At 61.3% G+C, this 24,384-nt stretch carries 17 protein-coding genes, 3 tRNA genes and 1 pseudogene; 3 read left to right on the top strand and 18 right to left on the bottom strand.

Going from position 1 to position 24,384, the window contains the following annotated elements:
• Positions 1-142 precede the first annotated feature (142 nt).
• Positions 143-1,549, bottom strand: a complete 1,407-nt coding sequence (locus tag AAEO81_RS10100; protein ID WP_166598767.1) for an aminotransferase — start codon at positions 1,547-1,549, stop codon at positions 143-145.
• A 17-nt stretch (positions 1,550-1,566) separates the two neighbouring features.
• Complete coding sequence (locus AAEO81_RS10095; protein WP_341963344.1) at positions 1,567-3,033, bottom strand: NAD-dependent succinate-semialdehyde dehydrogenase; 1,467 nt, start codon at positions 3,031-3,033, stop codon at positions 1,567-1,569.
• 322 nt (positions 3,034-3,355) lie between these two features.
• Between AAEO81_RS10095 and AAEO81_RS10090 the strand changes: the two genes are divergently transcribed.
• The 3 genes from AAEO81_RS10090 to ilvA all read left to right on the top strand — a co-directional run bounded on the left by AAEO81_RS10090 (position 3,356) and on the right by ilvA (position 7,770).
• A complete protein-coding gene (locus tag AAEO81_RS10090; protein ID WP_341963343.1) occupies positions 3,356-4,507 on the top strand; it encodes a carbon-nitrogen hydrolase family protein in 1,152 nt (383 codons plus the stop codon).
• Between the two features lie 3 nt (positions 4,508-4,510).
• Positions 4,511-5,551 (top strand): AraC family transcriptional regulator, encoded by a 1,041-nt coding sequence (locus tag AAEO81_RS10085; RefSeq protein WP_341963342.1) that lies wholly within the window; start codon positions 4,511-4,513, stop codon positions 5,549-5,551.
• 665 nt (positions 5,552-6,216) lie between these two features.
• Complete coding sequence (gene ilvA, locus AAEO81_RS10080) at positions 6,217-7,770, top strand: threonine ammonia-lyase, biosynthetic (protein WP_341963341.1); 1,554 nt, start codon at positions 6,217-6,219, stop codon at positions 7,768-7,770.
• Between the two features lie 269 nt (positions 7,771-8,039).
• On the opposite strand, the gene AAEO81_RS10075 is transcribed toward ilvA, so the two are convergent.
• From AAEO81_RS10075 to AAEO81_RS10000, 16 genes and pseudogenes are all read right to left on the bottom strand, one after another.
• Positions 8,040-8,885, bottom strand: a complete 846-nt coding sequence (locus AAEO81_RS10075; RefSeq protein WP_341963340.1) for a DUF2242 domain-containing protein — start codon at positions 8,883-8,885, stop codon at positions 8,040-8,042.
• A gap of 259 nt (positions 8,886-9,144) precedes the next feature.
• Positions 9,145-10,410 (bottom strand): 3-phosphoshikimate 1-carboxyvinyltransferase, encoded by a 1,266-nt coding sequence (locus tag AAEO81_RS10070; protein ID WP_341963339.1) that lies wholly within the window; start codon positions 10,408-10,410, stop codon positions 9,145-9,147.
• Positions 10,411-10,526: 116 nt separating this feature from the next.
• Entirely contained in the window at positions 10,527-11,480 is a 954-nt protein-coding gene (locus tag AAEO81_RS10065) for an NAD-dependent epimerase/dehydratase family protein (protein ID WP_341963338.1), read from the bottom strand.
• 133 nt (positions 11,481-11,613) lie between these two features.
• A tRNA-Asp gene (locus AAEO81_RS10060) sits at positions 11,614-11,690 on the bottom strand.
• A gap of 153 nt (positions 11,691-11,843) precedes the next feature.
• Positions 11,844-11,920, bottom strand: a tRNA-Asp gene (locus AAEO81_RS10055).
• Between the two features lie 66 nt (positions 11,921-11,986).
• Positions 11,987-12,062 (bottom strand) — tRNA-Val (locus tag AAEO81_RS10050).
• Positions 12,063-12,242: 180 nt separating this feature from the next.
• Positions 12,243-13,028, bottom strand: a complete 786-nt coding sequence (locus AAEO81_RS10045; RefSeq protein WP_341963337.1) for an SDR family oxidoreductase — start codon at positions 13,026-13,028, stop codon at positions 12,243-12,245.
• 3 nt (positions 13,029-13,031) lie between these two features.
• Positions 13,032-14,243, bottom strand: a complete 1,212-nt coding sequence (locus tag AAEO81_RS10040; RefSeq protein ID WP_166596784.1) for an O-succinylhomoserine sulfhydrylase — start codon at positions 14,241-14,243, stop codon at positions 13,032-13,034.
• A gap of 21 nt (positions 14,244-14,264) precedes the next feature.
• Positions 14,265-15,773, bottom strand: a complete 1,509-nt coding sequence (purF, locus tag AAEO81_RS10035) for an amidophosphoribosyltransferase (RefSeq protein WP_166596783.1) — start codon at positions 15,771-15,773, stop codon at positions 14,265-14,267.
• Between the two features lie 12 nt (positions 15,774-15,785).
• Positions 15,786-16,373: a CvpA family protein gene (locus tag AAEO81_RS10030; RefSeq protein WP_166596782.1), complete on the bottom strand. Its 588-nt coding sequence runs from the start codon at positions 16,371-16,373 to the stop codon at positions 15,786-15,788.
• Between the two features lie 240 nt (positions 16,374-16,613).
• Complete coding sequence (locus AAEO81_RS10025) at positions 16,614-17,297, bottom strand: SPOR domain-containing protein (RefSeq protein WP_341963336.1); 684 nt, start codon at positions 17,295-17,297, stop codon at positions 16,614-16,616.
• Positions 17,281-18,587, bottom strand: a pseudogene (gene folC / locus AAEO81_RS10020) (bifunctional tetrahydrofolate synthase/dihydrofolate synthase). Before folC ends, AAEO81_RS10025 begins: the two are co-directional and overlap by 17 nt.
• A complete protein-coding gene (gene accD / locus AAEO81_RS10015; RefSeq protein WP_166596779.1) occupies positions 18,584-19,504 on the bottom strand; it encodes an acetyl-CoA carboxylase, carboxyltransferase subunit beta in 921 nt (306 codons plus the stop codon). Before accD ends, folC begins: the two are co-directional and overlap by 4 nt.
• Before the next feature lie 291 nt (positions 19,505-19,795).
• Positions 19,796-20,416 (bottom strand): phosphoribosylanthranilate isomerase, encoded by a 621-nt coding sequence (locus AAEO81_RS10010; protein ID WP_341963335.1) that lies wholly within the window; start codon positions 20,414-20,416, stop codon positions 19,796-19,798.
• 59 nt (positions 20,417-20,475) lie between these two features.
• Positions 20,476-21,300 carry a tRNA pseudouridine(38-40) synthase TruA gene (gene truA, locus AAEO81_RS10005; RefSeq protein WP_341964515.1) on the bottom strand — a complete coding sequence of 275 codons (825 nt, stop codon included), beginning with the start codon at positions 21,298-21,300 and terminating at the stop codon, positions 20,476-20,478.
• A 306-nt stretch (positions 21,301-21,606) separates the two neighbouring features.
• On the bottom strand, positions 21,607-24,384 hold the full coding sequence (locus tag AAEO81_RS10000; RefSeq protein WP_341963334.1) for a FimV/HubP family polar landmark protein: 2,778 nt from the start codon (positions 24,382-24,384) through the stop codon (positions 21,607-21,609).

The raw sequence follows: 24,384 nt of genomic DNA, 5'->3' as shown, positions 1-24,384 counted from the left end.
GAAGAGTGAATGGCAGCGGGGTCGGATGCTCTCACACGGATCGACCGCCAGCAACGCACGACCCTGTCTGGCAGCACCCAATAAGCGACCACAAAAAAAGGCCGGTACGAAACCGGCCTTCTTCATGAGCGATGCGCGATGATCAGCGCAATGCGCCTTCCTTCGCCAACTCGTCCATCACCTTGTTCACCGCCTGGCGCGCGATGTCCACGATCTGATCCACTTCCTTCTCGGTGGTGGTCAGCGGCGGTGCGAAGCCCAGGATTTCGCCGTGGGGCATCGCTCGCGCGATCAGGTTCAGGTCGCGGGCAGCCTTGGAGATCCGCGCGCCGACTTTCAGGGCCGGGTCGAAACGTTTTTTGGTGGCCGGATCGGCGACGAACTCAATCGCAGCCATCAGACCCACACCGCGCACTTCACCCACGATCGGCAAGTTGTCGAAGACTTCATGCAGGCTGCTTTGCAGGTAGGCACCCACGCGGTTCGCATTGCCCGGAATGTCTTCGCGTTCGACGATGTCCAGCACCGCGTTTGCCGCTGCTACTGCAATCGGGTGGCCGGAATAGGTGTAGCCATGGGAGAACGCGCCGACACGGTCCGCGCCCTCTTCCATGACCTTGTAGACCTTCTCGCCGACAATGGCCGCGGACAGCGGCATGTAAGCCGAGGTCAGGCCTTTGGCGACGGTGATCAGGTCAGGCGTGATGCCGTATTTTTCGCAGCCGAACATGGCGCCGGTGCGGCCGAACGCGGTGATCACCTCGTCAGCGATCAGCAGAATGTCGTACTTCTGCAGGATCGGCTGAATCGCTTCCCAATAACCGGCCGGTGGCGGCGTGATACCGCCAGTGCCGAGCACGGGTTCGGCGATGAAACCGCCGATGGTGTCCGGGTCTTCGCGCAGGATCAGCTCTTCGAGTTCACGGGCACGACGGGCTGAGAATTGCAGCTCGGTTTCACCCGGCTGAGCGTCCCAATACTGATGAGGGACGCCCGTGCGCAAGATGCCGGAGATCGGCAGGTCCATGTGATCGTGGTAGAAGTTCATGCCGGTCAGGGAGCCCGACATCACCGAGCAGCCGTGGTAACCGCGATCACGGGTGATGATTTTTTTCTTCTTCGGCAGACCGCGCAGGTTGTTGTAATACCAGACCAGCTTGGCGTTGGTTTCGTTGGCGTCGGACCCCGATGTGCCATAGAACACCTTGCTCATCTTGCCCGGCGCCATCTTCACCAAACGATCAGACAGGCTCGCCAGTTCGTCCGTCGTGTGCGCGGCGTAGCTGTGGTAATAAGCCAGCTTGTGCGCCTGACGGGAAATGGCCTCGGCCACTTCGTCACGGCCATAGCCGATGTTCATGCAGTACAGGCCGGCAAACCCGTCGATGTACTCGCGCCCGGTCGAGTCGGTGATGCGAATGCCTTTACCGGTTTCGATAATGGTCGGGTCGCCCAGCTTGCCGCTGGCGAAGTCCTTCAGATTGGTGAAGGGGTGCAGCACGGAATTGCGGTCCTGGGCAGCGACGGTATCGTGCTCTGTCTTATTCATGTCGTTCTCCTTCTCTCTCACAGGTTGCCAAAACAGACGTATTTGATTTCCATGTATTCTTCCAGGCCGTGCTTCGACCCTTCCCTGCCCAACCCCGACTGTTTCCAGCCTCCGAACGGAATGGGCGCACCGGTAAACTTCGGCGTGTTGATCGCTACCATGCCGTATTGCAAGCGGTCGGACAGGCGTAGCGCACGGCGCAAATCGTTGGTGTAAACATAGGCCGCCAGCGCGAATTCGGAATCGTTGGCGCGTTGCAGCACTTCTTCTTCGGTGTCGAACACGAACACCGCGGCGACCGGCCCGAAGGTCTCATCGCGGGCAATGTCCATGTCATCTGTGGCGTCGGCCAGCAGCGTCGGCTGCACAAAATTGCCGTCGATGTCCGCCCCGCCGACCAGCAGCTTCGCGCCCAGCGAGACAGCGTTGAGGATCTGTGCCTGGCATTTCACCGCGACGGATTTACGCGTCATCGGCCCAATGTCCACACCCGGCTCCAGACCATGACCCACCTTCAGTTTTTTCACCCCCGCTGCCAGCGTGCTCACGAATGACGCGTACAGGCTGCGATGAACGTAGATGCGGTTGGCCGCCAGGCAATCCTGACCCGAGGTGGCGAATTTCGCGTTGAGGCACGCGGCGACCGCGTCCTCGACCGACGCGTCTTCGAACACGATGAAGGGCGCATGACCACCCAGTTCGAGGGACACACGTTTCACGGTATCGCTGGAAGTCTTGAGCAGGATTTTTCCGACCTCGGTCGAGCCGGTGAAACTGAACGCGCGCACCTCGGGGAACTGAAGCAGGCGCGCGGATTGAGCGACGGCATCGCCGGTCAGCACCTGGAACACCCCCGCTGGCATCCCCGCCTCTTCCGCCAGTTTCGCAAGGGCCAACGCCGACAGCGGCGTTTCAGGCGCGGGCTTGACGATCATCGTGCAGCCTGCCGCGAGTGCGGCCCCGGCCTTGCGGGTGATCATCGCGCTCGGAAAGTTCCAGGGGGTAATCGCGACCGTCACGCCGATGGGCTGTAACTTGGTCAGCAACTGGCTGCCCGGCAAATGGCTCGGGATGGTTTCGCCGTAGCAACGCTCGCCTTCTGCCGCGAACCAGTCGAGGAACGCCGCGCCGTACGAGATTTCACCCACGGACTCCGCCAGCGGCTTGCCCTGCTCGGCTGTCATGATGACTGCCAAGTCCTGAGCGTGTTCGCGCATCAGCGCCGCCCACTTGCGCAAGATCAGCCCGCGTTGAACCGGCAGCAACTGGCTCCAGGCGGGAAGCGCCGTGCTGGCGGCTTCGACGGCGCGGTCGGCCCAGATGGGCGCGCAATGGGCAACCTGTGTGATGGTCGCCCCCGTGGCGGGGTCGGTTACGGCAAGTTTGGCGTCGGCATCGACCCACTCTCCGTTTATATAGGCTCGAAGCTCCAGCAGATCCTTTCGAGCGAGGCGGTTCAGTGCGTCTTTAACGATATCGGTCATGGCAGTCGTCTAACGTTGTGTCTGTGTGCGAAAGCTTAGGGCCGCCAACTGACGCAAAAACGTCAAAACCCTTCACGCCGACGCAGTGTTACTGCGTTATCCCGCTGACCACGCCGTTTTTCTGCATCCCCCGTTTTAGCCCTCAGGACAACGTGTTTTGAGGCAGGTTTGCGGCAGTATCGCTACGCGCTGCATCGGCGAAGGGCTTCACGAAAAAGACGCTCTCGCACTTAAATCGCTTCGGTCAGACGCCGTTTTCCCGTAGCCTTGAGGCCATTCACCCACACGGCAATTGCTTCCTGAGGCCCTCACGTTTCCCTCCATGCGCAAAGTTCTTGGCACCCTCGCCGCCATCGTGCTGGCGATTCTTCTCACCAGCTATGGCCTGTGGACACATAAGCGCCATGTCGGCCATTACCTCACCGATTTGCGCATTCAACTGGTGATCAACGATGGTGAGCCCGGAGATCGCGGCAATTTGCTGGGCATTCAACCCGAGCTGTTTCCTTCGGACTATTCCAGCGTCAAGCGACTGCATCGCAAGCTGGCGGCGTACCTGCAACAGGCGCGGGACCACGGTCTGATCAACGACAAGACAATCGTTGTCCTGCCGGAGCACATCGGCACGTGGCTGTTTGCAGTCGATGAGAAATCGCAGTTCTACCAGGCCATGACCATCGAAGAAGCCATGAACTGGCTGGCGTTCAGCAACCCGCTGCTGTTCCTCGACGCGCTGTTGCAGGCCCGTGGGGAAAACCGGGTGGACGACGCGCACCTGCGGATGAAGGCGCGCAGCATGGCGCAGGATTACCAGACGGTGTTCGGCGGGCTGGCCAAAGAGTTCGGGGTGACGCTGGTGGCGGGTTCTATCGTGCTGCCGGGGCCAGAAGTGCGCGACGGTCAATTGCGGGCGGGCAAAGGCGCGCTCTACAACAGCAGCGTGGTGTTTGGCCGCGACGGGTTGCCCATCGGCCAGCCCCAGCGCCAACTGTTCCCGTCCTGGTATCAGCGCGGCTACATCCGCTCGGGCAAGGACGCGCCGCTGCACATCATCGACACCCCGGCGGGTCGGCTCGCCACGCTGATCGGCAGCGACAGTTGGTACCCGGACAACTATGCACGATTGAACGCAAGCGGGGCCGAACTGATCGCCGTGCCTGCGTTCGTGGCGGGCAATGGCAGTTGGTCCCAGCCGTGGCGCAGCGACAAACACCCCACGCTCATGAGCCGCCTGGACCTCGGCCCCAAGCCGTTGACCGAAGGCGAGGCCTGGCAACGCTTGTCCCTGACGCCGATCAGCACAGCCAAAGCGGGCATCAGCGTGTTCATGCGCGGGCAGTTCTGGGATCAGGGCAGCGCCGGTCACAGCTTCGCGACACGCGGCGGACAAAGCGTCGCCGAACGCTCCATCAGCGCCGCGCCCAAGGGGGCCAAACCCGGCCACGGGGCGCGCCTGATCAACCTCTGGTTGTAATTGATGAACGCGCCGCGGGTACGTCTGGGGGATCTGTCGGTCGGCTTCGTCCATAGCCTGGCGGACGCCGTGCGCAGCACCGGTCACGACCCGCAACCCTTGCTGGACCAATACGGCCTGGACGCTGCGCGGCTGGGCGAGGCTGACGCTCGTCTGTCGATTCCGCGCTACATGCGTCTGGGTCACGCGGCCATTCAATTGAGCGGGATGCCGGGGCTGGGCCTGAGGATGGGGCAGTTGAGCCGTTTGAGTCTGGCGGGACTGGCCGGGATCACGGCCGCTCAGGCGCCAACGGTGCGAGAAGCGGCGCGCACGCTCATTCGTTTCGAAGCGCTGTACGCCTCCAATTACCGGGGGCAGTCGAGTTTCCACGAAGACAGCGAAGGCGCGTGGCTGCGGTTTTACTCCATCAGCCCGTACAACGATTACAACCGCTTCGTGGTCGATTCGATCCTCAGCGGGTGGCTGCATCAACTGTCCACGCTGGCCGGTACGCCGATACTCGCCGAGCGCGCCGAGATCGAATTCGATGCGCCAAGCTATGCCTCGGACTATGCCGTGTTGAGCGAGCAACCCATGGCGTTTGGCGCAGGCCTCAATCAGCTGCGCCTGAGCCAGCGGACCTTGGGGCTGCGCAATCCAGACCATGTGCCGAGCACCTGGCGGCACCTGCTGCAATTGTGTGAACGCGAGCTGGAACAACGCACGCGCACCCGCACCCTGCGTGAACGAATCACTCAGTTGCTGGGACCTTTGCTCAATGGTGGGAGGGAGCCGGACCTGGAGGAAGTAGCCGCCCGGTTGAAGCTGCCGACCTGGACCCTGCGTCGCCGGCTGGCGGACGAAGGGACGCGCTTTCGCGCCGTGCTCAATGACACACGTCGGGATCTGGCGATGACCTACATCCGCGACACGGAGCTGGCCTTTGGTGAAATCGCCTATTTATTGGGGTTTGCATCGGCCGAAGCCTTTCAACGCGCCTTCAAACGGTGGAACGGACAGACTCCTGGGGAGTTCCGCCGTAGCCAACGTCATTCGGCCTGACAGACTCGCTTACAGCTCAGTCGCGTCGTCTGCGGGTTCCAGCGGGTCAAGCTCGTAAGCCTGATATTCCAACAACTCTTCCTGATAATCGTCCATCACTCATGCCCTCATGGCTGGTCTTTGCGTTTCGGCGTTTTGTCGTCGTTTCAGCGACTGATTCCACTGACCACGTCCTTCACCCTAAAGTGCCCTCATGAACGAACCATGAAGGCTTTTTGAACAATCGACGAAGGGGATGCAGTGCAATTGACCGACGCATCCTTGTCAGCGCTCTGGAGCGGGGTCCGTAGCCAGCCAACGGAATTTGTAGCTCAGCGGAAAAAACCGCGCAAGCGGTCAGGAAAAATTCTCTGCCGCTGTTGGCTAATCAACCCTGCGGCTACAGAGCGCCAGATTGCGCTTGACGACGAGAACCGGCTCGCCATAGTCTTCGGGCCATGAACCTCACTCAGCAACGCCTCGGCCAACGAATTATTACCGCCATTACAGTCATGGCGGGTTAGCCGACGTTTGCACCGAACCCGCCCTTGGAGGCGGGTTTTTTCTTTCTGTCTCCCTGGGCCCCGAACCTCGAACCAGGAGTCAGACATGCTCATCATCCGCCCTTCCCTCGCTGCTCATTCCGCACGCCTGATCATCGCCGTTCCCACGACGAGGACGACACGATGACCTCGACGCTTGCCCACAGCTCAGTCAGCGGCGACCTGCTGAACCACTACGCCCGCAAAATCCTCACCTCCCGCGTCTACGATGTCGCCATCGAAACCCCGCTGCACGGCGCTCGCCAGCTGTCCGAGCGGCTCGGCAACACGGTTCTGCTCAAGCGCGAAGACTTGCAGCCGGTGTTCTCCTTCAAGATTCGCGGCGCTTACAACAAGCTGGCGCAGTTGAGCGCGGAAGAACTGGCGCGGGGCGTGGTCACGGCATCGGCGGGCAACCATGCACAAGGCCTGGCGTTGGCGGCGAAAACCCTGGGCGTGTCGGCCACTATCGTGATGCCCAAGACCACGCCGGAGATCAAAGTCGAGGGCGTGCGTTCGCGCGGCGGAAAAGTCGTACTGCACGGTGACTCGTTTCCCGAGGCGCTGGCGTATTCCCTGAAGCTGGTTGAGGAAAAAGGCTACGTCTACATTCACCCCTACGACGACCCTGACACCATCGCCGGGCAAGGCACGGTGGCCATGGAAATCCTCCGTCAGCACCCCGGCCGACTGGACGCGATCTTCGTCCCGGTGGGCGGTGGCGGGCTGATCGCGGGCATCGCGGCCTATGTGAAATACCTGCGGCCTGAGATCAAGGTGATCGGTGTCGAGCCGGACGACTCCAACTGCCTGCAACAGGCCATGGCCTACGGCGAGCGCGTGGTGTTGCAGCAGGTCGGGCTGTTTGCGGACGGCGTGGCTGTGGCGCAGATCGGCCAGCACACGTTCGACATCTGCAAGGATTACGTCGACGAAGTCATCACCGTCAGCACCGACGAAATCTGCGCGGCGATCAAGGACATCTACGACGACACTCGCTCGATCACCGAGCCTGCGGGCGCTTTAGGTGCAGCGGGGATCAAGAAATACGTCGAGCAGTACGAGGTCAAAGGCCAGACGTTTGTCGCCATCGAGTCCGGCGCAAACGTCAACTTCGACCGCCTGCGGCACGTTGCCGAGCGCGCTGAATTGGGCGAAGGCCGCGAAGCGATCATTGCCGTGACCATTCCCGAACAGCCCGGCAGTTTCAAGGCGTTCTGCGAAGCCGTGGGCAAGCGCCAGATCACCGAATTCAACTACCGCTACCACACCGACCGCGAGGCGCACATCTTCGTCGGCGTGCAGACCCACCCCGAGAACGACCCGCGCAAGGCGCTGATCGCGAGCCTCACCGAGCAAGGCTTCCCGGTGCTGGACCTGACCGACAACGAACTCGCCAAGCTGCATTTGCGGCACATGGTGGGCGGGCATTCGGAGCGGGTCAGTGACGAAGTGGTGTTCCGCTTCGAGTTTCCGGAGCGGCCGGGAGCGTTGTTCAATTTTCTGAATAAGCTGGGCGGGAAGTGGAATATCTCGATGTTTCACTACCGTAATCATGGGGCTGCGGATGGTCGGGTCGTGGCGGGACTGGTGGTGCCGGAGGATGAAAGGCACCTGGTGCCGAAGGCGCTGGCGGAGATTGGGTATCCGTATTGGGATGAGACGAATAATCCGGCGTATAGGTTGTTTCTCGGCTGACATCGTTGGTCGCGGTGAGGGCGCACGCTCTTGATTCTGCCCGAAGGGCGTAGGAGTGCCGGGGTGGCGCTCCACCTTGCCTGCGATCTGTCGCGAAGCGGCAGTAAAACCGGACACCTCGGTTGTGTCAGGCATACCGCGTCGTCAGGTTTACGACTGCTACGCAGCCGATCGCGAGCAAGCTTGCTCCTACGCCTTCGGCAGAAGCGGACTGATGCCAAGCACGAAACCGCCTTCGGCAGAACCAGAGGGGTGGCCGCCTCAGGCACTCACTGCGCTGGCGTAGCCTCTGGCGCGGTTGTCGGCGCGGCTTCTGCGGCTGGCGTCGGGGCTGGCTCTGCTGGCGCAACGGCTTCAGCCTTCACCGGCTCAGGCTCGGCAGGCGCAGGCATCGGCTCGCTGCTTTGCTCGGCGGCGGCTGCCGGTCGCGTCGTTGGCGTGGCCAATGGCGCAGGGGTGGCAGCCGGGGCAGTGGCGGGCGCTTCGGCCGGTTTCTGCTCGGTCAACGCAGCCGCCTTGGCAGGTGCGGGCTCTGGCATGCCCAGATCGGTCTTGGGCTTTTCTTCGATGTGCGCCGCTTTCTTCACCTCAGGCGGCAGGAAATTTTCCACCAACCCAAAGAAGCGGTCATAAAACTTGGAAGACGCCACCGTTTCGCTGGCGACCTTGACCATCGAATCATCGGTCGAGCCAATCGGCATCGACACCGAACCCAACACGCCCACACCCAAGCTCGCCGAGTTGTTAACCTTCTTCAGCGCATAGCGGTCCTGCAAGGCGTTGGCGAACATCGTGGCCTTGCCATCGGCGCCACCGTCAGCGGCACAGACCACGTTGAAGCTGATTTCCATGTGGGTTTCGCCGGTCTGCTGAAAACTCTTGTGACCGGCGATCATCTTCGGATCGCTGCTGGTGATGATGTACCCCTGGCTCAGCAAGGCGCGACGGCCCGCCTCGCAGGTGGCGGCATCGGAAACGGGGTAAGTGCGAGAAAACGTCCCGGCGTCATCGAAGTTTTCGTGCTCGTAAATGGCCTGTTTCTTGGACGAGCAGCCTGCGGCGGCCAGCAGGGCGAGCGCCCAGCATGCAGTACGAAAGCTCAGTAATTTAGACATCAAACATCCCGGGGAAAAAGGTCGACAGAACAGTGGACCGGAGAAAACGGGGTAAGTCTGCAACAAGCACCGCGCAGGATCAACGCAGAGTTTGCAACCGTATGGATACATCGAGGCTTTGATCGGCGGGCTATCGCGCGAAAGGTGGGCCGAGTGGCGGTTTCACGGCAGTCGTGAGCAAGCGCATGCACCGCCGTGAAATAGCTGAACGGGGGGCATGAATCGACTGACGGTCGTCATTCCCCCTCAACTTGTCGGCTCACACGTTGCCGTTTTCCATGCGCACACCCAAGAACTCCAGGGCACGCCAATAGCCCGGGTACGTCTTTGCGACGCAATCCGGGTCCTGGATACGCACCCCGGACACTTTCAGCCCTGCCAAGGCAAAACACATGGCAATGCGGTGGTCGGAGTGGGTGTTGATCAGGGCGGTGCTGCTGGTACCCGCGAGACCCGGATCGGACGCCACCAACAGGTCGTCACCTTCGACCGTCGCCAGCCCCGGACGCACCTGGTTGAGGCCGTCATACAGCGCCTGTACGCGGTCGCATTCCTTGACCCGAAGATTCGCCAGATCGACAAAACGCACGGGGGTATTGTTGAACGCCGCCAATACCGCCAGCGTCGGGATCGCGTCCTGCATTTGCGAGCCGTTGATCACCGGCTGCATGTTCGGGAATTGCGCAATCATTTCCATGGCCTTCGCGTCGGGCTGGGTGAAGGCTTCGGCCGCCACGCCCAGATCGATCTTGCCGCTGGTGAGCGCTTCGGCCGCCCACAGGTAAGTCGCCGCCGAGGCGTCAGGCTCAATGTGGTAATCGCAGGCGGTGTAGCCGGTCGGCGACACGCGCCACAGGGCTTCATCCACCACCTCGACCTCAGCCCCGAAGGCGCGCATGCAGGCCAGGGTCAGATCGATGTAGCCACGAGCACCGATCTCCTTGCCGGTCAGCGCCACTTCAATAGGGGCCTCACCGCACGCCGCGACCATCAGCAGCGCCGACACGTACTGGCTCGACAAACCACCGTCGATTTCGAAGCGTGTGGCCTTGATCGCGCCGGTGCCATGGATCACGACCGGTGGGCAGCCCGTGGCACTTTCGGCGCTCAGGCCGCCTTTGCGCAGCGACTCCAGCAACGGGCCGATCGGACGCTTCTGCATGTAGTGGTCGCCGTCGAGAGTGACGACGCCATTGACCGTCGCGACGGCGGCCGTCAGGAAACGCACGGCGGTGCCTGCGTTCCCAAGAAACAGAGCCGCGTCAGGAACGTTCAGACGGCCACTGCTGGTGACCACAAAGCTGGTGTCGTCCGGCTCATCGATGGTCACGCCCATCTGCCGCAACGCGTTGGACATGTGCCGGGTGTCATCGCTCTTGAGCGCGCCGCGCAGGTGGCTGGTGCCCCTGGCCAAGGCCGCCAGCAGCAACGCACGGTTGGTAATCGACTTGGAGCCGGGGGGCGCGACATGTCCCGTCAACGGTACACCGGGTGGAATCACAGTGATGGTTTGGTTCATGCCCATGGTCCAGCTCTCCAAGTTCGAAATCAGCGCCGCTTTAAACAAGCCGCCAATCATGGCATTTATCGTAGTGATCTGCAGCAGCCCTTTGCCACGAGTGCTGCAGGAAAAGTCTGCCGCTAGCGCGGGCTCTGTCGGTTGGCACGGTATTCACGCCCCACCTGCGCCAGCGAGGCCAAGGTGTCGTTGTGGGGCCGATACTTCAACACCTCGCGGGCTTTGCTGGAGTCCACCGTCAGCGAACCGCACAGCTTCGTGTAGGTGTCCTCCTTGCCGATCAGCCTGAACAGAAACGCCAAGAGCGAGGGCGGCACGGGAATGGACCACAGCCGCTTTTGCATGCCCTGCGCCAGCGCGACGAGGATCTGATGGGTGGAAACGTCGGCGCCGTCGCTGGCGAGGAACAATTGGCCAGCGGCGTCAGGATGCTGAATAGCGAGCGCGATCAGATTTGCGAGGTTGTCCACGGAGATCAGGCTACGGGCATTGCGCACCTGCGAGAGCGGGCTGGGCAGGCCTTTTTCGACCACTTTGAGCAGGGTTCGGAAATTGCCCAGCGCTTCGACCCCATAGACCAGTGGCGGGCGGATGATCACCCATTCCGTGGGCGTTCCGTCGAGCAGCGCACGCAAACCGTTCTCGGCATCGAGCTTTGAGCGGTCATAGGCCACCACCGGTCGCGGCGCCGACGCTTCGGTAAAACGCTGCTGCTCGGAGGCATTGCCATTGACCCGGATCGTACTGACGAACACGAAACGTTTGACCCCGGCTTCCAGGGCCAGCCGTGCAAGCCGAACAGTGGCTTCGTGATTGACCTCCCGGTATAGCTCCGGCGCGTCATTGCGTGGGTCCATCACATGCGCCCTGCCCGCCAGGTGCACGATGCAGTCCATGCCATCAACGCAGTCCTGCAGCGAGGGCGTATCAATGAAATCCTTCGCACGATAATCGACACCGGCAACGGTCCCACTGCCTCGACGGGACAGTCCGATGACCGTGTGCCCTTGTTCGATCAACACCTGGCAAAGCCGCGTGCCAATGAACCCTGTGGCGCCTGTGACGAGAATCCGCATGATTCGCTCTCCATGGACTGGGCGGGATGATAAGCGCTGAAACAACGGGCTGCTTTTCGCAGGCACAAAAAAAGCGACCCTGAGGTCGCTTTCTTTGTCGCTTCAAGGAGTTCAAGGGCCTTGAAGCTATGTATGGCGCAGCGGACGGGACTCGAACCCGCGACCCCCGGCGTGACAGGCCGGTATTCTAACCGACTGAACTACCGCTGCGTGTCGCACAGACTTTCATCTGTTTAACTCTTTTCACAGACTTTCGTCTGTTAACACTTTCGAAACAAGTCTCGTGTACTTGTTTCATATAACACTGATCGAAGCCTTGGCTTTCAATCTCAAACCAGACTCGAAAGTCTGATCTGGAAAATATGGCGCAGCGGACGGGACTCGAACCCGCGACCCCCGGCGTGACAGGCCGGTATTCTAACCGACTGAACTACCGCTGCGCAGTGGTGGACTTTCGTCCTGCTGAATCTCAGTAGCCTTCAGCGTGCTTTGAAACTTCTCAACGATGGTGGGTGATGACGGGATCGAACCGCCGACCCTCTGCTTGTAAGGCAGATGCTCTCCCGGCTGAGCTAATCACCCTTTGCTTCGCTGAGGCCGCGAAATTTACGCAGGTGCCGAACCTAAGTCAATAGCCTGATTGAAGTTTTTTTAAAAAAGCAGTTTTGAGCTGCAAGCTTCAAGCGGCAAGTCAAAAGCAAAAAAGCGAACGCTGAGGTCCGCTTTTCACTTGAGGCTTGCAGCTTGAAGCTCGCAGCTGCATCACTCAACGTAGATCATCTTCTTGCTCATGCCGCCATCGACCACGAACTCCTGCCCCGTCACGAAACCGGCGTTCTTCGACAACAACCACGCCACGGTCGCGGCCACGTCTTCCACCGTCCCTACCCTGCCAGCCGGATGCTGCGCATGATCGGCGTCGGATAGCGGCTCGGCACGGCGCCTGGAATGGTCACGGGCGTCGATCCAGCCGGGGCTCACGGCATTGACCCGTACCTGTGGGCCAAGGCTCATCGCCAGCGCATGAGTCAGCGCCAGCAGACCGCCCTTGCTCGCGGCGTACGCCTCGGTGTCCGGCTCGGATTGCCGCGCCCGCGTTGAACTGAGGTTGACGATGCTGCCACCGTGGGCACGCAAGTACGGGGCACAGTGCTTGGCGAGCAGCATAGGGCCGGTCAGGTTCACCGCCAGCACACGGTTCCAGTGGGCCAGATCGAGGCTTTCCAGCACCGTATTGCGAGGGTCGGCCACGGCCGCGTTGCAGACCAGCGCGTCCAGGCGACCAAACATGCCCAGTATTTCAGCGACGCCACTGGCGACCTGATCTTCACTGGACACATCCATGCCGATGAACGAGGCGTTTTCACCCAGCACACCCGCCACCGCGTCGCCGCGCTGCCGATCGACATCCGTCAGCACGACCTGCCAACCCTCAGTGATCAGCCAGGCGGCGATGCCCAACCCGATTCCCCGCGCGGCGCCTGTCACCAAGGCAACGCGGCCGTTGTGCACACCGGCGGCTTCTACCACTAACTCATTCACAGGCATCACTCACAACGCGGCCAGGCCACGCGCCAGATCGGCTTTGAGGTCAGCCACGTCTTCCAGACCCACCGCCACGCGGATCAGGCTGTCGCGAATGCCCGCTGCTTCACGCTCCGCCGGCGATAAACGGCCGTGGGACGTGGTGCTCGGGTGAGTGATCGTGGTCTTGGTGTCGCCCAAGTTGGCCGTGATCGAAATCAGGCGTGTGGCATCGATGAAACGCCAGGCGCCCTCTTTGCCGCCTTTGACTTCGAAGCTGACCACCGCGCCAAACGCTTTTTGCTGACGCTTGGCCAAGTCATGCTGCGGATGGCTTTCGAGGCCGGCGTAGTGCACCTTCTCGATACCGTCCTGCTGCTCCAGCCATTGCGCCAGTTCAAGGGCGCTCTGGCAGTGTGCACGCATCCGGATGTTCAGGGTTTCGAGGCCCTTGAGAAACAGCCAGGCGTTGAACGGGCTCAGGCTCGGGCCGGCAGTGCGCAGAAAGCCGACGACTTCTTTCATCTGCTCGCTGCGACCGACGACCACGCCACCCATCGCACGGCCCTGACCGTCGATGAATTTGGTGGCCGAATGCACCACCACGTCCGCGCCCATGCGCAGCGGCTGCTGCAAGGCCGGGGTGCAGAAGCAGTTATCGACCACCAGCATCGCGCCTTTGGCATGCGCGATTTCAGCCAGCGCCGCAATGTCCACCAGCTCGGCAAGCGGGTTGGACGGCGACTCGACGAACAGCAATTTGGTGTTGGGCTTGATCGCCGCGTCCCAGCCGGACAACTCGGCCAGCGGAACGTAATCGACCTGAACACCAAAGCGTTTGAAATATTTCTCGAACAGGCTGATGGTCGAACCGAACACGCTCTTCGACACCAGCACGTGATCGCCTGCGCTGCACAGACTCATTACGGTCGCCAGGATAGCCGACATGCCAGTGGACGTCGCCACCGCCTGCTCCCCCCCTTCGAGCGCCGCGATGCGCTCTTCGAAGGAGTGCACCGTCGGGTTGGTGTAGCGCGAATAGACGTTACCCGGCTGCTCGCCCGCAAACGTCGCGGCCGCATCGGCTGCCGTGCGGAACACGTAGCTGGAAGTGAAAAACAGTGGATCGCTGTGTTCGCTCTCCGGCGTACGGTGCTGACCAGCGCGTACGGCGAGGGTATCGAAACCCACGCCTTCCAGATCGCTGTCCAGTCGACCGGCATCCCATTGCTGAGTCATGCCGTCTACTCCTTGTCTGAATTAGTTGTTGTACAGATCGATGATCGCACTCACCGCCTGAGTCTTGACCTTGGAAGCGTCGTTACGCGCCTGTTCGATCTTGTTCAGGTAATGCTCGTCGATGTCACCGGTCACGTACTTGCCGTCGAAGACCGAGCAATCGAAGTTGTCGATCTTGATCTTTTTGCTGCCACTCACCGCCTCTATCAGGTCCGTCAGGTCCTGATAGACCAGCCAGTCGGCACCGATGAGGTCGGCCACGTCCTGGGTGGAACGGTTGTGAGCGATCAGCTCGTGGGCACTCGGCATGTCGATGCCGTAGACGTTAGGGAAGCGCACGGCCGGGGCCGCAGAACAGAAGTAGACGTTCTTGGCGCCGGCTTCACGGGCCATCTGGATGATCTGTTTGCAGGTAGTCCCGCGTACGATCGAGTCGTCGACCAGCATCACGTTCTTGCCCCGGAACTCCAGCTCGATGGCGTTGAGCTTCTGGCGTACGGATTTTTTCCGCGCCGCCTGTCCCGGCATGATGAAGGTACGGCCGATGTAACGGTTCTTGACGAAGCCTTCGCGGAATTTCACGCCCAGGTGGTTCGCCAACTCCAGCGCGGCGGTGCGGCTGGTGTCCGGAATCGGGATGACCACATCGATGTCGTGCTCAGGGCGCTCGCGCAGGATCTTGTCAGCCAGCTTCTCGCCCATGCGCAGACGCGCCTTGTAGACCGAGATGCCGTCGATGATCGAGTCGGGACGCGCCAGGTAGACGTGTTCGAAAATGCAGGGCGCGTATTTCGGATTGGTCGCGCACTGACGGGTGTGCAGCTTGCCGTCTTCGGTGATGTACACCGCTTCGCCCGGAGCCAGGTCACGAATCAGGGTGAAACCCAGTACGTCCAGCGCGACGCTTTCCGAGGCGATCATGTACTCGACGCCTTCGTCAGTGTGACGCTGGCCGAACACGATCGGGCGGATGGCGTCCGGGTCGCGGAAACCGACGATGCCGTAACCGGTGATCATGGCCACGACCGCGTAGCCACCGCGGCAACGGTTATGCACGTCGGTCACTGCGGCGAAGATGTCTTCTTCGGTCGGCTGCAGCTTGCCGCGCACGGCCAGCTCGTGAGCGAAGACGTTGAGCAACACTTCCGAGTCGGAGTTGGTGTTGACGTGGCGCAGGTCGGATTCGTAAATCTCCTTGGCCAGTTGCTCAACGTTGGTCAGGTTACCGTTGTGCGCCAGGGTGATGCCGTACGGCGAGTTGACGTAGAACGGCTGGGCTTCGGCCGAAGTCGAGCTGCCCGCGGTTGGATAACGTACGTGACCGATGCCCATGTGCCCGACCAGACGCTGCATATGGCGCTGATGGAACACATCACGAACCAGACCGTTGTCCTTGCGCAGGAACAACCGGCCGTCATGGCTGGTCACGATACCGGCAGCGTCCTGGCCGCGGTGCTGGAGGACGGTGAGCGCGTCATACAGCGCCTGATTGACGTTCGACTTGCCGACGATACCGACGATGCCACACATGCGACACAACCCCTACTTAGTGGAACTGGATTTACCGATCACATCCTGCGGCGTCACCGACGGCAGGAGTTGATCCTTGAACGGGATATCAACAGGTACGCTGATCCCGCTGGCGAGCCACTTGCTGGACATCCCGAGAATCAGGTTTTTCGACCAGTCAGCGACCATTACAAACTGCGGCAGCAACCTTGACTGCTGCCACCATTGATCCTGTTGCACCGGGCCCAGGCTCAACAGCCCGACCGCCACCACAACCAGCAGGCCTCCGCGCGCGGCGCCGAAGACCATGCCCAGAAAACGATCGGTCCCGGACAGGCCGGTGACGCGAATCAGTTCCCCGATAAGAAAGTTGACCATGGCGCCGACCAAGAGTGTGGCGACGAAAAGAATGGTGCAGCCCGCAATCACGCGCGCCGAAGGTGTTTCGATGTAATTGACCAGATACTGGGCCAGCGAACCGCCAAACATCCAGGCTACGGCACCTGCGATGATCCAGGTCAGCAAGGACAGTGCTTCTTTGACGAAGCCGCGCTTGAGACTGATCAAAGCGGAGATGGCGACAATCGCAATGATCGCCCAGTCAACCGGAGTAAATGACACGTTGCAGCCTACAGACTGATGAGGCGGCGCATTTTAGCAGAGCGCTCGCCCGGCGGTAAGCAGGGATTGTGGGTGGGCGGCAATTAAGACAAACGATGGGGTCTGAGCGCGAAGTTTGAAGCTGAAGGTGAAACCTGTAGGAGCCGGCTTGCTGGCGAAAGCGATGGGTATTCAGCATTGCGCTGCCTGACCTGACGCCTGCGCCAGCAAGCCGACTCCTACAGGCATGCAACCTGCCTCTTATTTATGCTCGGGCTGAAAGCGCACCACAATGCCCTTGAGCTTCTGCTGCTTGTCGAGCTGGTCGCGCAAGCGGTCGGCTTCGGCGCGCTCGATCAACGGCCCGACGAAGACACGATTCACGCCATCCGACGTCCGGATGTACGCGTTGTAGCCTTGGGTGCGCAACGTTTTCTGCAGCGCATCGGCGTTCGCCCGGTTCGACAGGCTGGCCACTTGAACAGCCCAGGTGATGGAAAGACCGTTCGCGTCGACACGGTTCGTGTCCTGAGCCAGCGCAGGTGGCGCGGCAGGTGCTGGAGCAGTTGCTTTTGCGGGGGCTGGTGCAGGCGCCGGAGCAGCCGGTTTTGCAGCAGGCGCAGGCCTGGATTGCGGCGCAGTCTTGGTGGGCGCCGGAGCGATCGGCATCGAAGGCGGCTGCTGATTGACCGGTTGCGTGGGCTGAGCCAATTCTTCGTCGCTCGGCACCGGCTCCTGCGGCAGCGGCTGCTGCTCGGGCACCGCCACCGGGTCAACCTTGATCTGCGCAGCGGCAGGCGCTTGAGGTGCCGCCGGGGCGTCCACCTGTACATGGCGTGCTTCATCCTGACGCGAAAACAGCATCGGCAGAAAAATCACCGCAATGGCAATCAATACCAAGGCACCGACCATCCGCTGCTTGTACGCCTTATCCAGCAAAGCCATGTGTCACTTCCTCCGTGACGCGCCAGCAAGCCATTCCAAGGCCTCGGCTACGCAATAAAAAGACCCGAACAGAACGATTTCGTCGTCAGCCGTGGCGAGAGCGCACTGCGCTTCAAGCGCCTGCGCGACACTGGGGTAGGACGTCACGACGGCGCCAAGGTTCTGTAATGCCTCTGCAATCTCTTGTGCCGAGCGACTGCGCGGGGTTGGCAACGGCGCCACGGCCCAGCTTTCGAAACAGGCGATCAGCTCGCTCAACACGCCGTCCAAGTCCTTGTCGTTGAGCAGGCCGAAGACCGCCAGACGCTTGCCTTTGACCGGACGTTGATTCAAACGCTGAGCGAGGAACACCGCCGCGTGCGGGTTGTGACCCACATCGAGCAGGACGTGCAGCGGCTTGCCGTGCCATTCAAACGAACGGCGATCCAGACGCCCCGTCACTTGCGTATTTGATAGCGCCTGGCGGATCGACACCTCATGCCACGGCAAGCCCAGCAGCAGGTAAGCCTGCAACGCCAGTGCCGCGTTCTGCATCGGCAGATCGAGCAGCGGCAGATCGCGCAATTCAACACGCTGGCCATCGGCACCCGTGCCGAACCAGTGCCAGCTCGATGCACCGAGGGTCAGATCGAAATCAGTGCCGCGCAGCGACAGCGGGCATTTCAAGGCGCTCGCTTGATCCAGCAATGGCTGAGGGGGGTCAATATCACCGCACAACGCAGGACGACCTTCACGGAAAATGCCGGCCTTTTCGAACGCCACTGACTCACGGGTATTACCGAGCCATTCGGCGTGATCGACGCCAATGCTGGTCACCAACGCCATGTCGGCGTCGATCAGGTTCACCGCATCCAGACGCCCGCCCAGGCCGACTTCCAGTACAACAGCGTCCAGCGCCGCCTGCTCGAACAGCCAGAACGCCGCGAGAGTGCCCATCTCGAAGTAGGTCAGGGATACATCGCCCCGCGCCTTCTCGATGACGTCGAATGCTTCACACAGCTGTTCGTCGGTGGCTTCGACGCCCTGCACCTGGACCCGCTCGTTATAACGAACCAGGTGTGGCGAGCTGTAGACGCCCACCTTGAGGCCTTGCGCCTGAAGCAACGATGCCACGAACGCGCACGTCGAGCCTTTGCCGTTGGTGCCCGTCACCGTGATGACACGCGGAGCGGGACGACGCAGGCCGATTTGCAGCGCCACCTGTCGCGACCGATCCAGACCCATGTCGATGGCCGACGGATGCAGTTGCTCCAGGTAGCTGAGCCAGTCGCTCAGAGAGCGTGCGGTCATATGTTGGCCGGTGCAGGGGGCACCACGATCGGCTCAAGTTTCGGCGCCACGAATTTAGGCGTCGGCAAACCCATCATTTGCGCCAGCAAGTTACCCAGACGCTGACGCAGCTCCTGACGGTGAACGATCATGTCGATCGCACCGTGATCCAGAAGGAATTCGCTGCGCTGGAAGCCTTCCGGCAGTTTTTCACGCACGGTCTGCTCAATGACGCGTGGACCGGCAAAACCGATCAGGGCTTTCGGCTCGGCCACGATCACGTCGCCCAGCATCGCCAGACTAGCGGAAACGCCGCCGTAGACCGGATCGGTCAGCACGGAAATGAACGGCAAGCCTTCTTCGCGCAGACGGGCCAGCACAGCAGAGGTCTTGGCCATCTGCATCAGGGAGATCAGCGCTTCCTGCATGCGGGCGCCACCGGACGCCGCGAAGCAGATCATCGGGCAGCGTTTTTCCAGCGCGTAGTTGGCGGCCTGCACGAAGCGCTCACCGACGATGGCGCCCATGGAGCCACCCATGAATGAGAATTCGAAGGCACTGCACACGACCGGCATGCCCAACAGGGTGCCGCTCATGGAAATCAGCGCGTCTTTTTCACCGGTCTGCTTTTGTGCAGCGGTCAGGCGGTCTTTGTACTTCTTGCTGTCGCGAAACTTCAGGCGGTCGACCGGCTCCAGGTCGGCACCGATCTCCTGACGGCCTTCGACGTCGAGGAAGATGTTCAGGCGCGCGCGGGCGTCGATACGCATGTGGTGGTTGCACTTCGGACAGACGTCAAGGGTCTTTTCCAGCTCTGGACGGTAAAGCACCGCCTCGCAAGACGGACACTTGTGCCAGAGGCCCTCAGGTACCGAGCTTTTCTTGACCTCGGAACGCATGATCGAAGGGATCAGTTTGTCTACCAACCAGTTGCTCATGCTTTCTTTCTCCAGTACCGGTGGCCAGAACGCAGTGGCATCGAAGCCACGCGCATGCCTTTAAACTAAATTCGTGTGCAGTGTCGCGAAGTGTCCTGCAACGATCGGCGCCAACGCCTGACCTGCTGCCACGACACATTCGTCGACACTGCCCTCAACTGCTTACAGCGAAACGCTTGCACGTCTTCGCCCGTTCAATTTTGGCGACCCGCGAACCGTGGTCGCAGGGTAGTGGACGGCGACCGCCTGTCTGCCGTCACATCGGTGGCCATCACCACCGGAAAAAACCGGTCAGGCCCCGTGGACCGCACTCATGAAGGCCCGGATCTTGTCGTGATCCTTGAGCCCCTTGGACTTCTCAACCCCGCCACTGACGTCCACGGCATAGGGACGAACCTGAGCAATCGCCTGCGACACGTTGGCCGACGTCAATCCACCCGCCAGGATGATCGGTTTGCTCAACTGTTTTGGAATCAATGCCCAGTCGAAAGTTTCGCCCGTGCCACCCGGCACGCCAGCCACAAACGTGTCGAGGAGGATACCGCTCGCCTTGTCGTACAGCGCGCAACTGGCGGCGATGTCGTCGCCAGCCTGGACCCGCAGGGCCTTGATCCAGGGACGGTGGTAGCCCTCACATTGTTCGGGGGTTTCATCGCCGTGAAATTGAATGAGGTCCAGGGGCACGATATCGAGCAAGGCCTTGAGCGCCTGGCGTTCGGCATTGACGACCAGCCCGACGGTACTCACGAAGGGTGGCAATTGGGCGATGATCGCCTGCGCCTGCTCGGCCGTGACGGCCCGTGGACTCTTGGGGTAGAACACGAAGCCGATGGCATCGGCTCCCGCATCGACAGCGGCCAGCGCATCTTCTATGCAGGTAATCCCGCAGATCTTGCTGCGAACGGCTGACATGTAGTGAATACCTCAAGCCTTGCGAAAGTCACGGATGGTAGCAAATGCTGTTCCGGGCGTCAGCCGCCAAGTTCCGAGAACCCTGTAAGAAAGTGCGGCCCGATGTAGCGTTCCGGCAACGGGAACTCATCGCGGTATTCGACCTGAACCAGATAGAGGCCGAATGGGTGCGCCGTGACGCCGCCCGTACGCCGAATGCGACTCTCCAGCACTTCCTTCGCCCACTCGATGGGCCGCTCCCCTGCCCCGATGGTCATCAGCACGCCCGCGATATTGCGCACCATGTGGTGCAAAAACGCGTTGGCTCGAATGTCGATGACAATCATCTTGCCGTGACGCGTGACGCGCAGGTGGTGGAGCTGCTTGATCGGTGATTTGGCCTGACATTGGCCGGCACGAAACGCGCTGAAATCGTGGGTACCCACGAGGTATTCCGCTGCCAGCGCCATGCGCTCGACGTCCAGCGGACGGTGGTTCCAGGTGATTTCCTGGCCCAGATGCGCGGGGCGAATCTGGTCGTTGTAGATCACGTAGCGATAGCGTCGGGCGATGGCTTTGAAGCGCGCGTGAAAGTGCGCAGGCATTTCCTTGGCCCACGTCACGCTGATGTCGTGAGGCAGGTTGATATTCGCGCCCATGGTCCAGGCTTTCATCGTGCGCACCGCCTGGGTGTCGAAGTGCACAACCTGACCACAGGCGTGAACTCCGGCGTCGGTACGTCCGGCGCACATCAGGGAAACTGGCGAATCAGCGACTTTCGACAAGGCGTTTTCCAGGGTTTCCTGAACGGTCAGCACGCCTGTGGACTGGCGCTGCCAGCCGCTGTAGCGCGAACCTTTGTATTCCACGCCCAGTGCGATTCTGGAGAAACCTTCGCCGGCCATTTCGGAGGCCGCTGTTTCTGCCTCGGTGTTTGTAGTTGCCAAGTGCTTAAAGCCTGTGGATGTGCGCAAGGGCGGCCATTATACGGATGAAGGCAAAAGACGCCATTGGTGACCGACAAAGGCTGGGCAATCGCAGTCGTTGTAGGAGCGAATTCATTCGCGAGAGGCCCGCCTGGTCGACTCTTCTCTTTCGCCTGATAGATTTTTCGCGAATGAATTCGCTCCTACAGCGTCCCCCCCCCCCCTTTATTGCCATAAACGAAAACGACCGCCGAAGCGGTCGTTGTCGATGGCGCGTGTAGGTTGTCAGACTAATCGCGACAGCATCTCGCGAGCTTCGGTCTTCTGGCCGTCGTCACCTTCAGCCACGACTTCATCGAGGATGTCACGGGCGCCATCAGCGTCGCCCATTTCGATGTAGGCGCGGGCCAGGTCCAGCTTGGTCGCCGCTTCATCGGTGCCTGACAGGAAGTCGAACTCCGGCTCGTCGTCCGCCAGCAACGCGTCATCCTCGGTAAAGGTCGGCGCATCGTCGAACGGCTTGGCGATTGGCGGCTGTTCGAGGCTGCTGGAAAGGCGCTCAAGTTCGGCGTTGACGTCATCGATCTCGGAGTCAAACGCTTCAGAAGCCTGATCGGTTTCGATCTCGTCCGCCAGCGACAGGTCGAAGTCGGCGGGTAATTCGAGCTCGTCATCTTGGCCCGGCTTGCTGGCGCCCAGATCGGCGGTGTCCTCGAACGGCGGCAAGTCGCTCAGTTCGTTGTCGAGACCCAACAGATAATCATCTTCGGCTTTGAGGGCGGGTTGGTCTTCCGACAGGTTAAGGTCAAAATCCGCCAGGTCATCCGGTTCTGCCGCTTTCGCTTCAGTCTGTTCGCGCAGGATCGCGTCGAAATCCAGATCGTCCGCTGCCGCCCCACCAAACGGTGCGTCCAGGTCCAGATCATCAAGCCCGTTATCGGCATGAGCCGCGCTGTAATCTTTTACTTCGGTCGGAGAAGCGGCCTCCAGATCGTCCAGACTGAGGTCGAACGCCGTGTCGAAATCGTCGGGCGGCTCGACGACAGGTGCCGGAGTGGGCTCAGGCGCAGGTTCAGGCTCCGCCTTATCGGTCAGCAAATCCTCAACGTACCTGGCGTCCATTTCCGCTGCCAAAGCCGCCGCTGCTGCAACGCCTGCGGCCGCCGCGGCAGCTGCTGCCATGGCGGGATAACGGGTTTTGAGATGCTCGACTTCAGCGTGGTTCTTTCCCGTGGCCACCAGCTGCCGCTCTTGAGCGACGAAACCGGCCTGGTTGTCCTGCTGGGCGTAGATTTCCATCAGTTTAAGACGCAGTTCGCTGCGCTGGGGCTCTTCTTTTATCGCCTCTTCCAGCAGTGCGGCGGCCTGGTTCGTACGGCCATAAGCGATGTGAATTTCCGCCTGGACCAGCACATCGGCCGGGCGCTCACGGGTCGGCTCGATGATGACGGCCGACAGAGGTGCCGGCTTTACCGCAGGCGGAGGCACCTCCAGCCCCTCAAAACTGCTTTCAGGCATGTTCATGTCGGATGCGAAGTCAGACTCTTCGGCCAGCGCACGCGCCATTTGACGGTGTCTTTCAGCCTCAAGGATGGCGTTACGACGACGCACCAGCAGCAGGACCAGCAGCAACAAGACCAGAATGGCAGCACCACCGATCAAGCCCATCAGCATCGGGCTGGCGAGGATCTTGTCCAGCGAACTCTGGTTGTCGGGATTGACGGCATCGGGTGGCACAACCAACGGCTGATCGGGCGTCGCGCCAGTGACCTTGGCACCTTCGACCGGCAGCGCGTCTTCCGGCGCGATTTCATTCGGCGGCTTGCCAGCAGAATCCGGAGCAGCCGGTGGCGGCACGATCTGCGCAGGCATGGCCGGGTTCGCGGCGTTGTTCGGATTGGTCACGCTGTTCGGGCTGACGGTGCCATTGGCATCGCTGGCCGGCGGCGGAGGCACCGCAGCACCCGCCGCCTGCATCTTGGCCAGTTGATCGTTTTTCAGTTCGATCAAGCGCTGAAGCTTGTCGACCTGGCTTTGCAGATCACCCATCCGGCTTTTCAGCTCGGCGTTGTCGCGACGGGTGCTGTCCAGATTCTCTTGGGTCACCGCGAGTTTATTGCTCAGTTCGGCGTCGCCTGCCGCCCCTTTGGCGCCCGGTTTGTTGCCCGAGACCAGGCTGAGGTTGTCCTTGGCGTCGATCTGCGCAGGGGCTGCACCGGCGCGGTCGCGACGGGTCGCATCCACCTGGCGGGCGCCAGTCGGTAAACGACGGCCTTCGCGCCAGGCGCGGTTCTGTTCCGCGACTTCGGCCACGGCACGCGGTTGCGGCGTCGCGGTGGCTTCCTGCGGCGACGGCAGGCGCAAGACCTGACCTTTCTTCAGCCGGTTGATGTTACCGGCGATGAACGCATCGGGGTTCAACGCCTGAATCGCCAGCATGGTCTGTTGAACGGTGCCGCCATTGCGCACGCGCTCGGCGATCTCCCACAACGTGTCGTTGTTGGCGGTGGTGTATTGGGTGTATTTCGGTTCTGGGGGCGCTGCCGGGGTCGGCGCTGGCGCCGGTGCAGGCGGCGTCTGGGCAACGGGGGCTTGAGCGGGAGCCGTCGCCGGAGCAGTAGAAGGCAGCTGGGCTGTGGCTGCGGCCGCCGCTTGCGGGGAGACCTTCGGCGGATCGAGCAACAAACTGTACTCGCGCAGCGCCCGGCCATTCGGCCAGAGCACTTGCACCAGGAATTTCACATAAGGGTCGCGGATGGGCTTGCTGGACGTGATGCGCAGAACGCTTTTGCCGCCCGGCGTCACGACGGGGGTGAACGTCAGGTCATCAAGCACTGCGGTTTTACCGACCCCCGCCTGGGCGAACTCGGCAGAGCTGGCCAGACTGGGCACCACCTGCGCGGAAGTAAGGTCCTGCACTTGCGTGAGTTCGATCTCGGCAAGCAGTGGCTGGTTCAGGCTCGACTTCACGGTCAAACCACCCAGGCCCAGCGCCTGCGCCATTCCGGATGACAACGCCGAGGCTGCAGCGATTGCTAAAACCAGTTTACGAACCTGAACCAT

This window comes from Pseudomonas sp. RC10 (assembly GCF_038397775.1).
GTDB lineage: Bacteria > Pseudomonadota > Gammaproteobacteria > Pseudomonadales > Pseudomonadaceae > Aquipseudomonas > Aquipseudomonas bambusae.
The sequence above is the reverse complement of the archived record's forward strand: the minus strand, read 5'-3'. Positions and strand labels throughout refer to the sequence as shown.

Bases quoted from the DNA above. Each gene is read 5' to 3' on its own strand.
- AAEO81_RS10100 (WP_166598767.1), bottom strand. From the start codon at position 1,549: ATGAATAAGACAGAGCACGATACCGTCGCTGCCCAGGACCGCAATTCC.
- AAEO81_RS10095 (WP_341963344.1), bottom strand. From the start codon at position 3,033: ATGACCGATATCGTTAAAGACGCACTGAACCGCCTCGCTCGAAAGGAT.
- AAEO81_RS10090 (WP_341963343.1), top strand. From the start codon at position 3,356: ATGCGCAAAGTTCTTGGCACCCTCGCCGCCATCGTGCTGGCGATTCTT.
- AAEO81_RS10085 (WP_341963342.1), top strand. From the start codon at position 4,511: ATGAACGCGCCGCGGGTACGTCTGGGGGATCTGTCGGTCGGCTTCGTC.
- ilvA (WP_341963341.1), top strand. From the start codon at position 6,217: ATGACCTCGACGCTTGCCCACAGCTCAGTCAGCGGCGACCTGCTGAAC.
- AAEO81_RS10075 (WP_341963340.1), bottom strand. From the start codon at position 8,885: ATGTCTAAATTACTGAGCTTTCGTACTGCATGCTGGGCGCTCGCCCTG.
- AAEO81_RS10070 (WP_341963339.1), bottom strand. From the start codon at position 10,410: ATGGGCATGAACCAAACCATCACTGTGATTCCACCCGGTGTACCGTTG.
- AAEO81_RS10065 (WP_341963338.1), bottom strand. From the start codon at position 11,480: ATGCGGATTCTCGTCACAGGCGCCACAGGGTTCATTGGCACGCGGCTT.
- AAEO81_RS10045 (WP_341963337.1), bottom strand. From the start codon at position 13,028: ATGCCTGTGAATGAGTTAGTGGTAGAAGCCGCCGGTGTGCACAACGGC.
- AAEO81_RS10040 (WP_166596784.1), bottom strand. From the start codon at position 14,243: ATGACTCAGCAATGGGATGCCGGTCGACTGGACAGCGATCTGGAAGGC.
- purF (WP_166596783.1), bottom strand. From the start codon at position 15,773: ATGTGTGGCATCGTCGGTATCGTCGGCAAGTCGAACGTCAATCAGGCG.
- AAEO81_RS10025 (WP_341963336.1), bottom strand. From the start codon at position 17,297: ATGGCTTTGCTGGATAAGGCGTACAAGCAGCGGATGGTCGGTGCCTTG.
- accD (WP_166596779.1), bottom strand. From the start codon at position 19,504: ATGAGCAACTGGTTGGTAGACAAACTGATCCCTTCGATCATGCGTTCC.
- AAEO81_RS10010 (WP_341963335.1), bottom strand. From the start codon at position 20,416: ATGTCAGCCGTTCGCAGCAAGATCTGCGGGATTACCTGCATAGAAGAT.
- truA (WP_341964515.1), bottom strand. From the start codon at position 21,300: ATGGCCGGCGAAGGTTTCTCCAGAATCGCACTGGGCGTGGAATACAAA.
- AAEO81_RS10000 (WP_341963334.1), bottom strand. From the start codon at position 24,384: ATGGTTCAGGTTCGTAAACTGGTTTTAGCAATCGCTGCAGCCTCGGCG.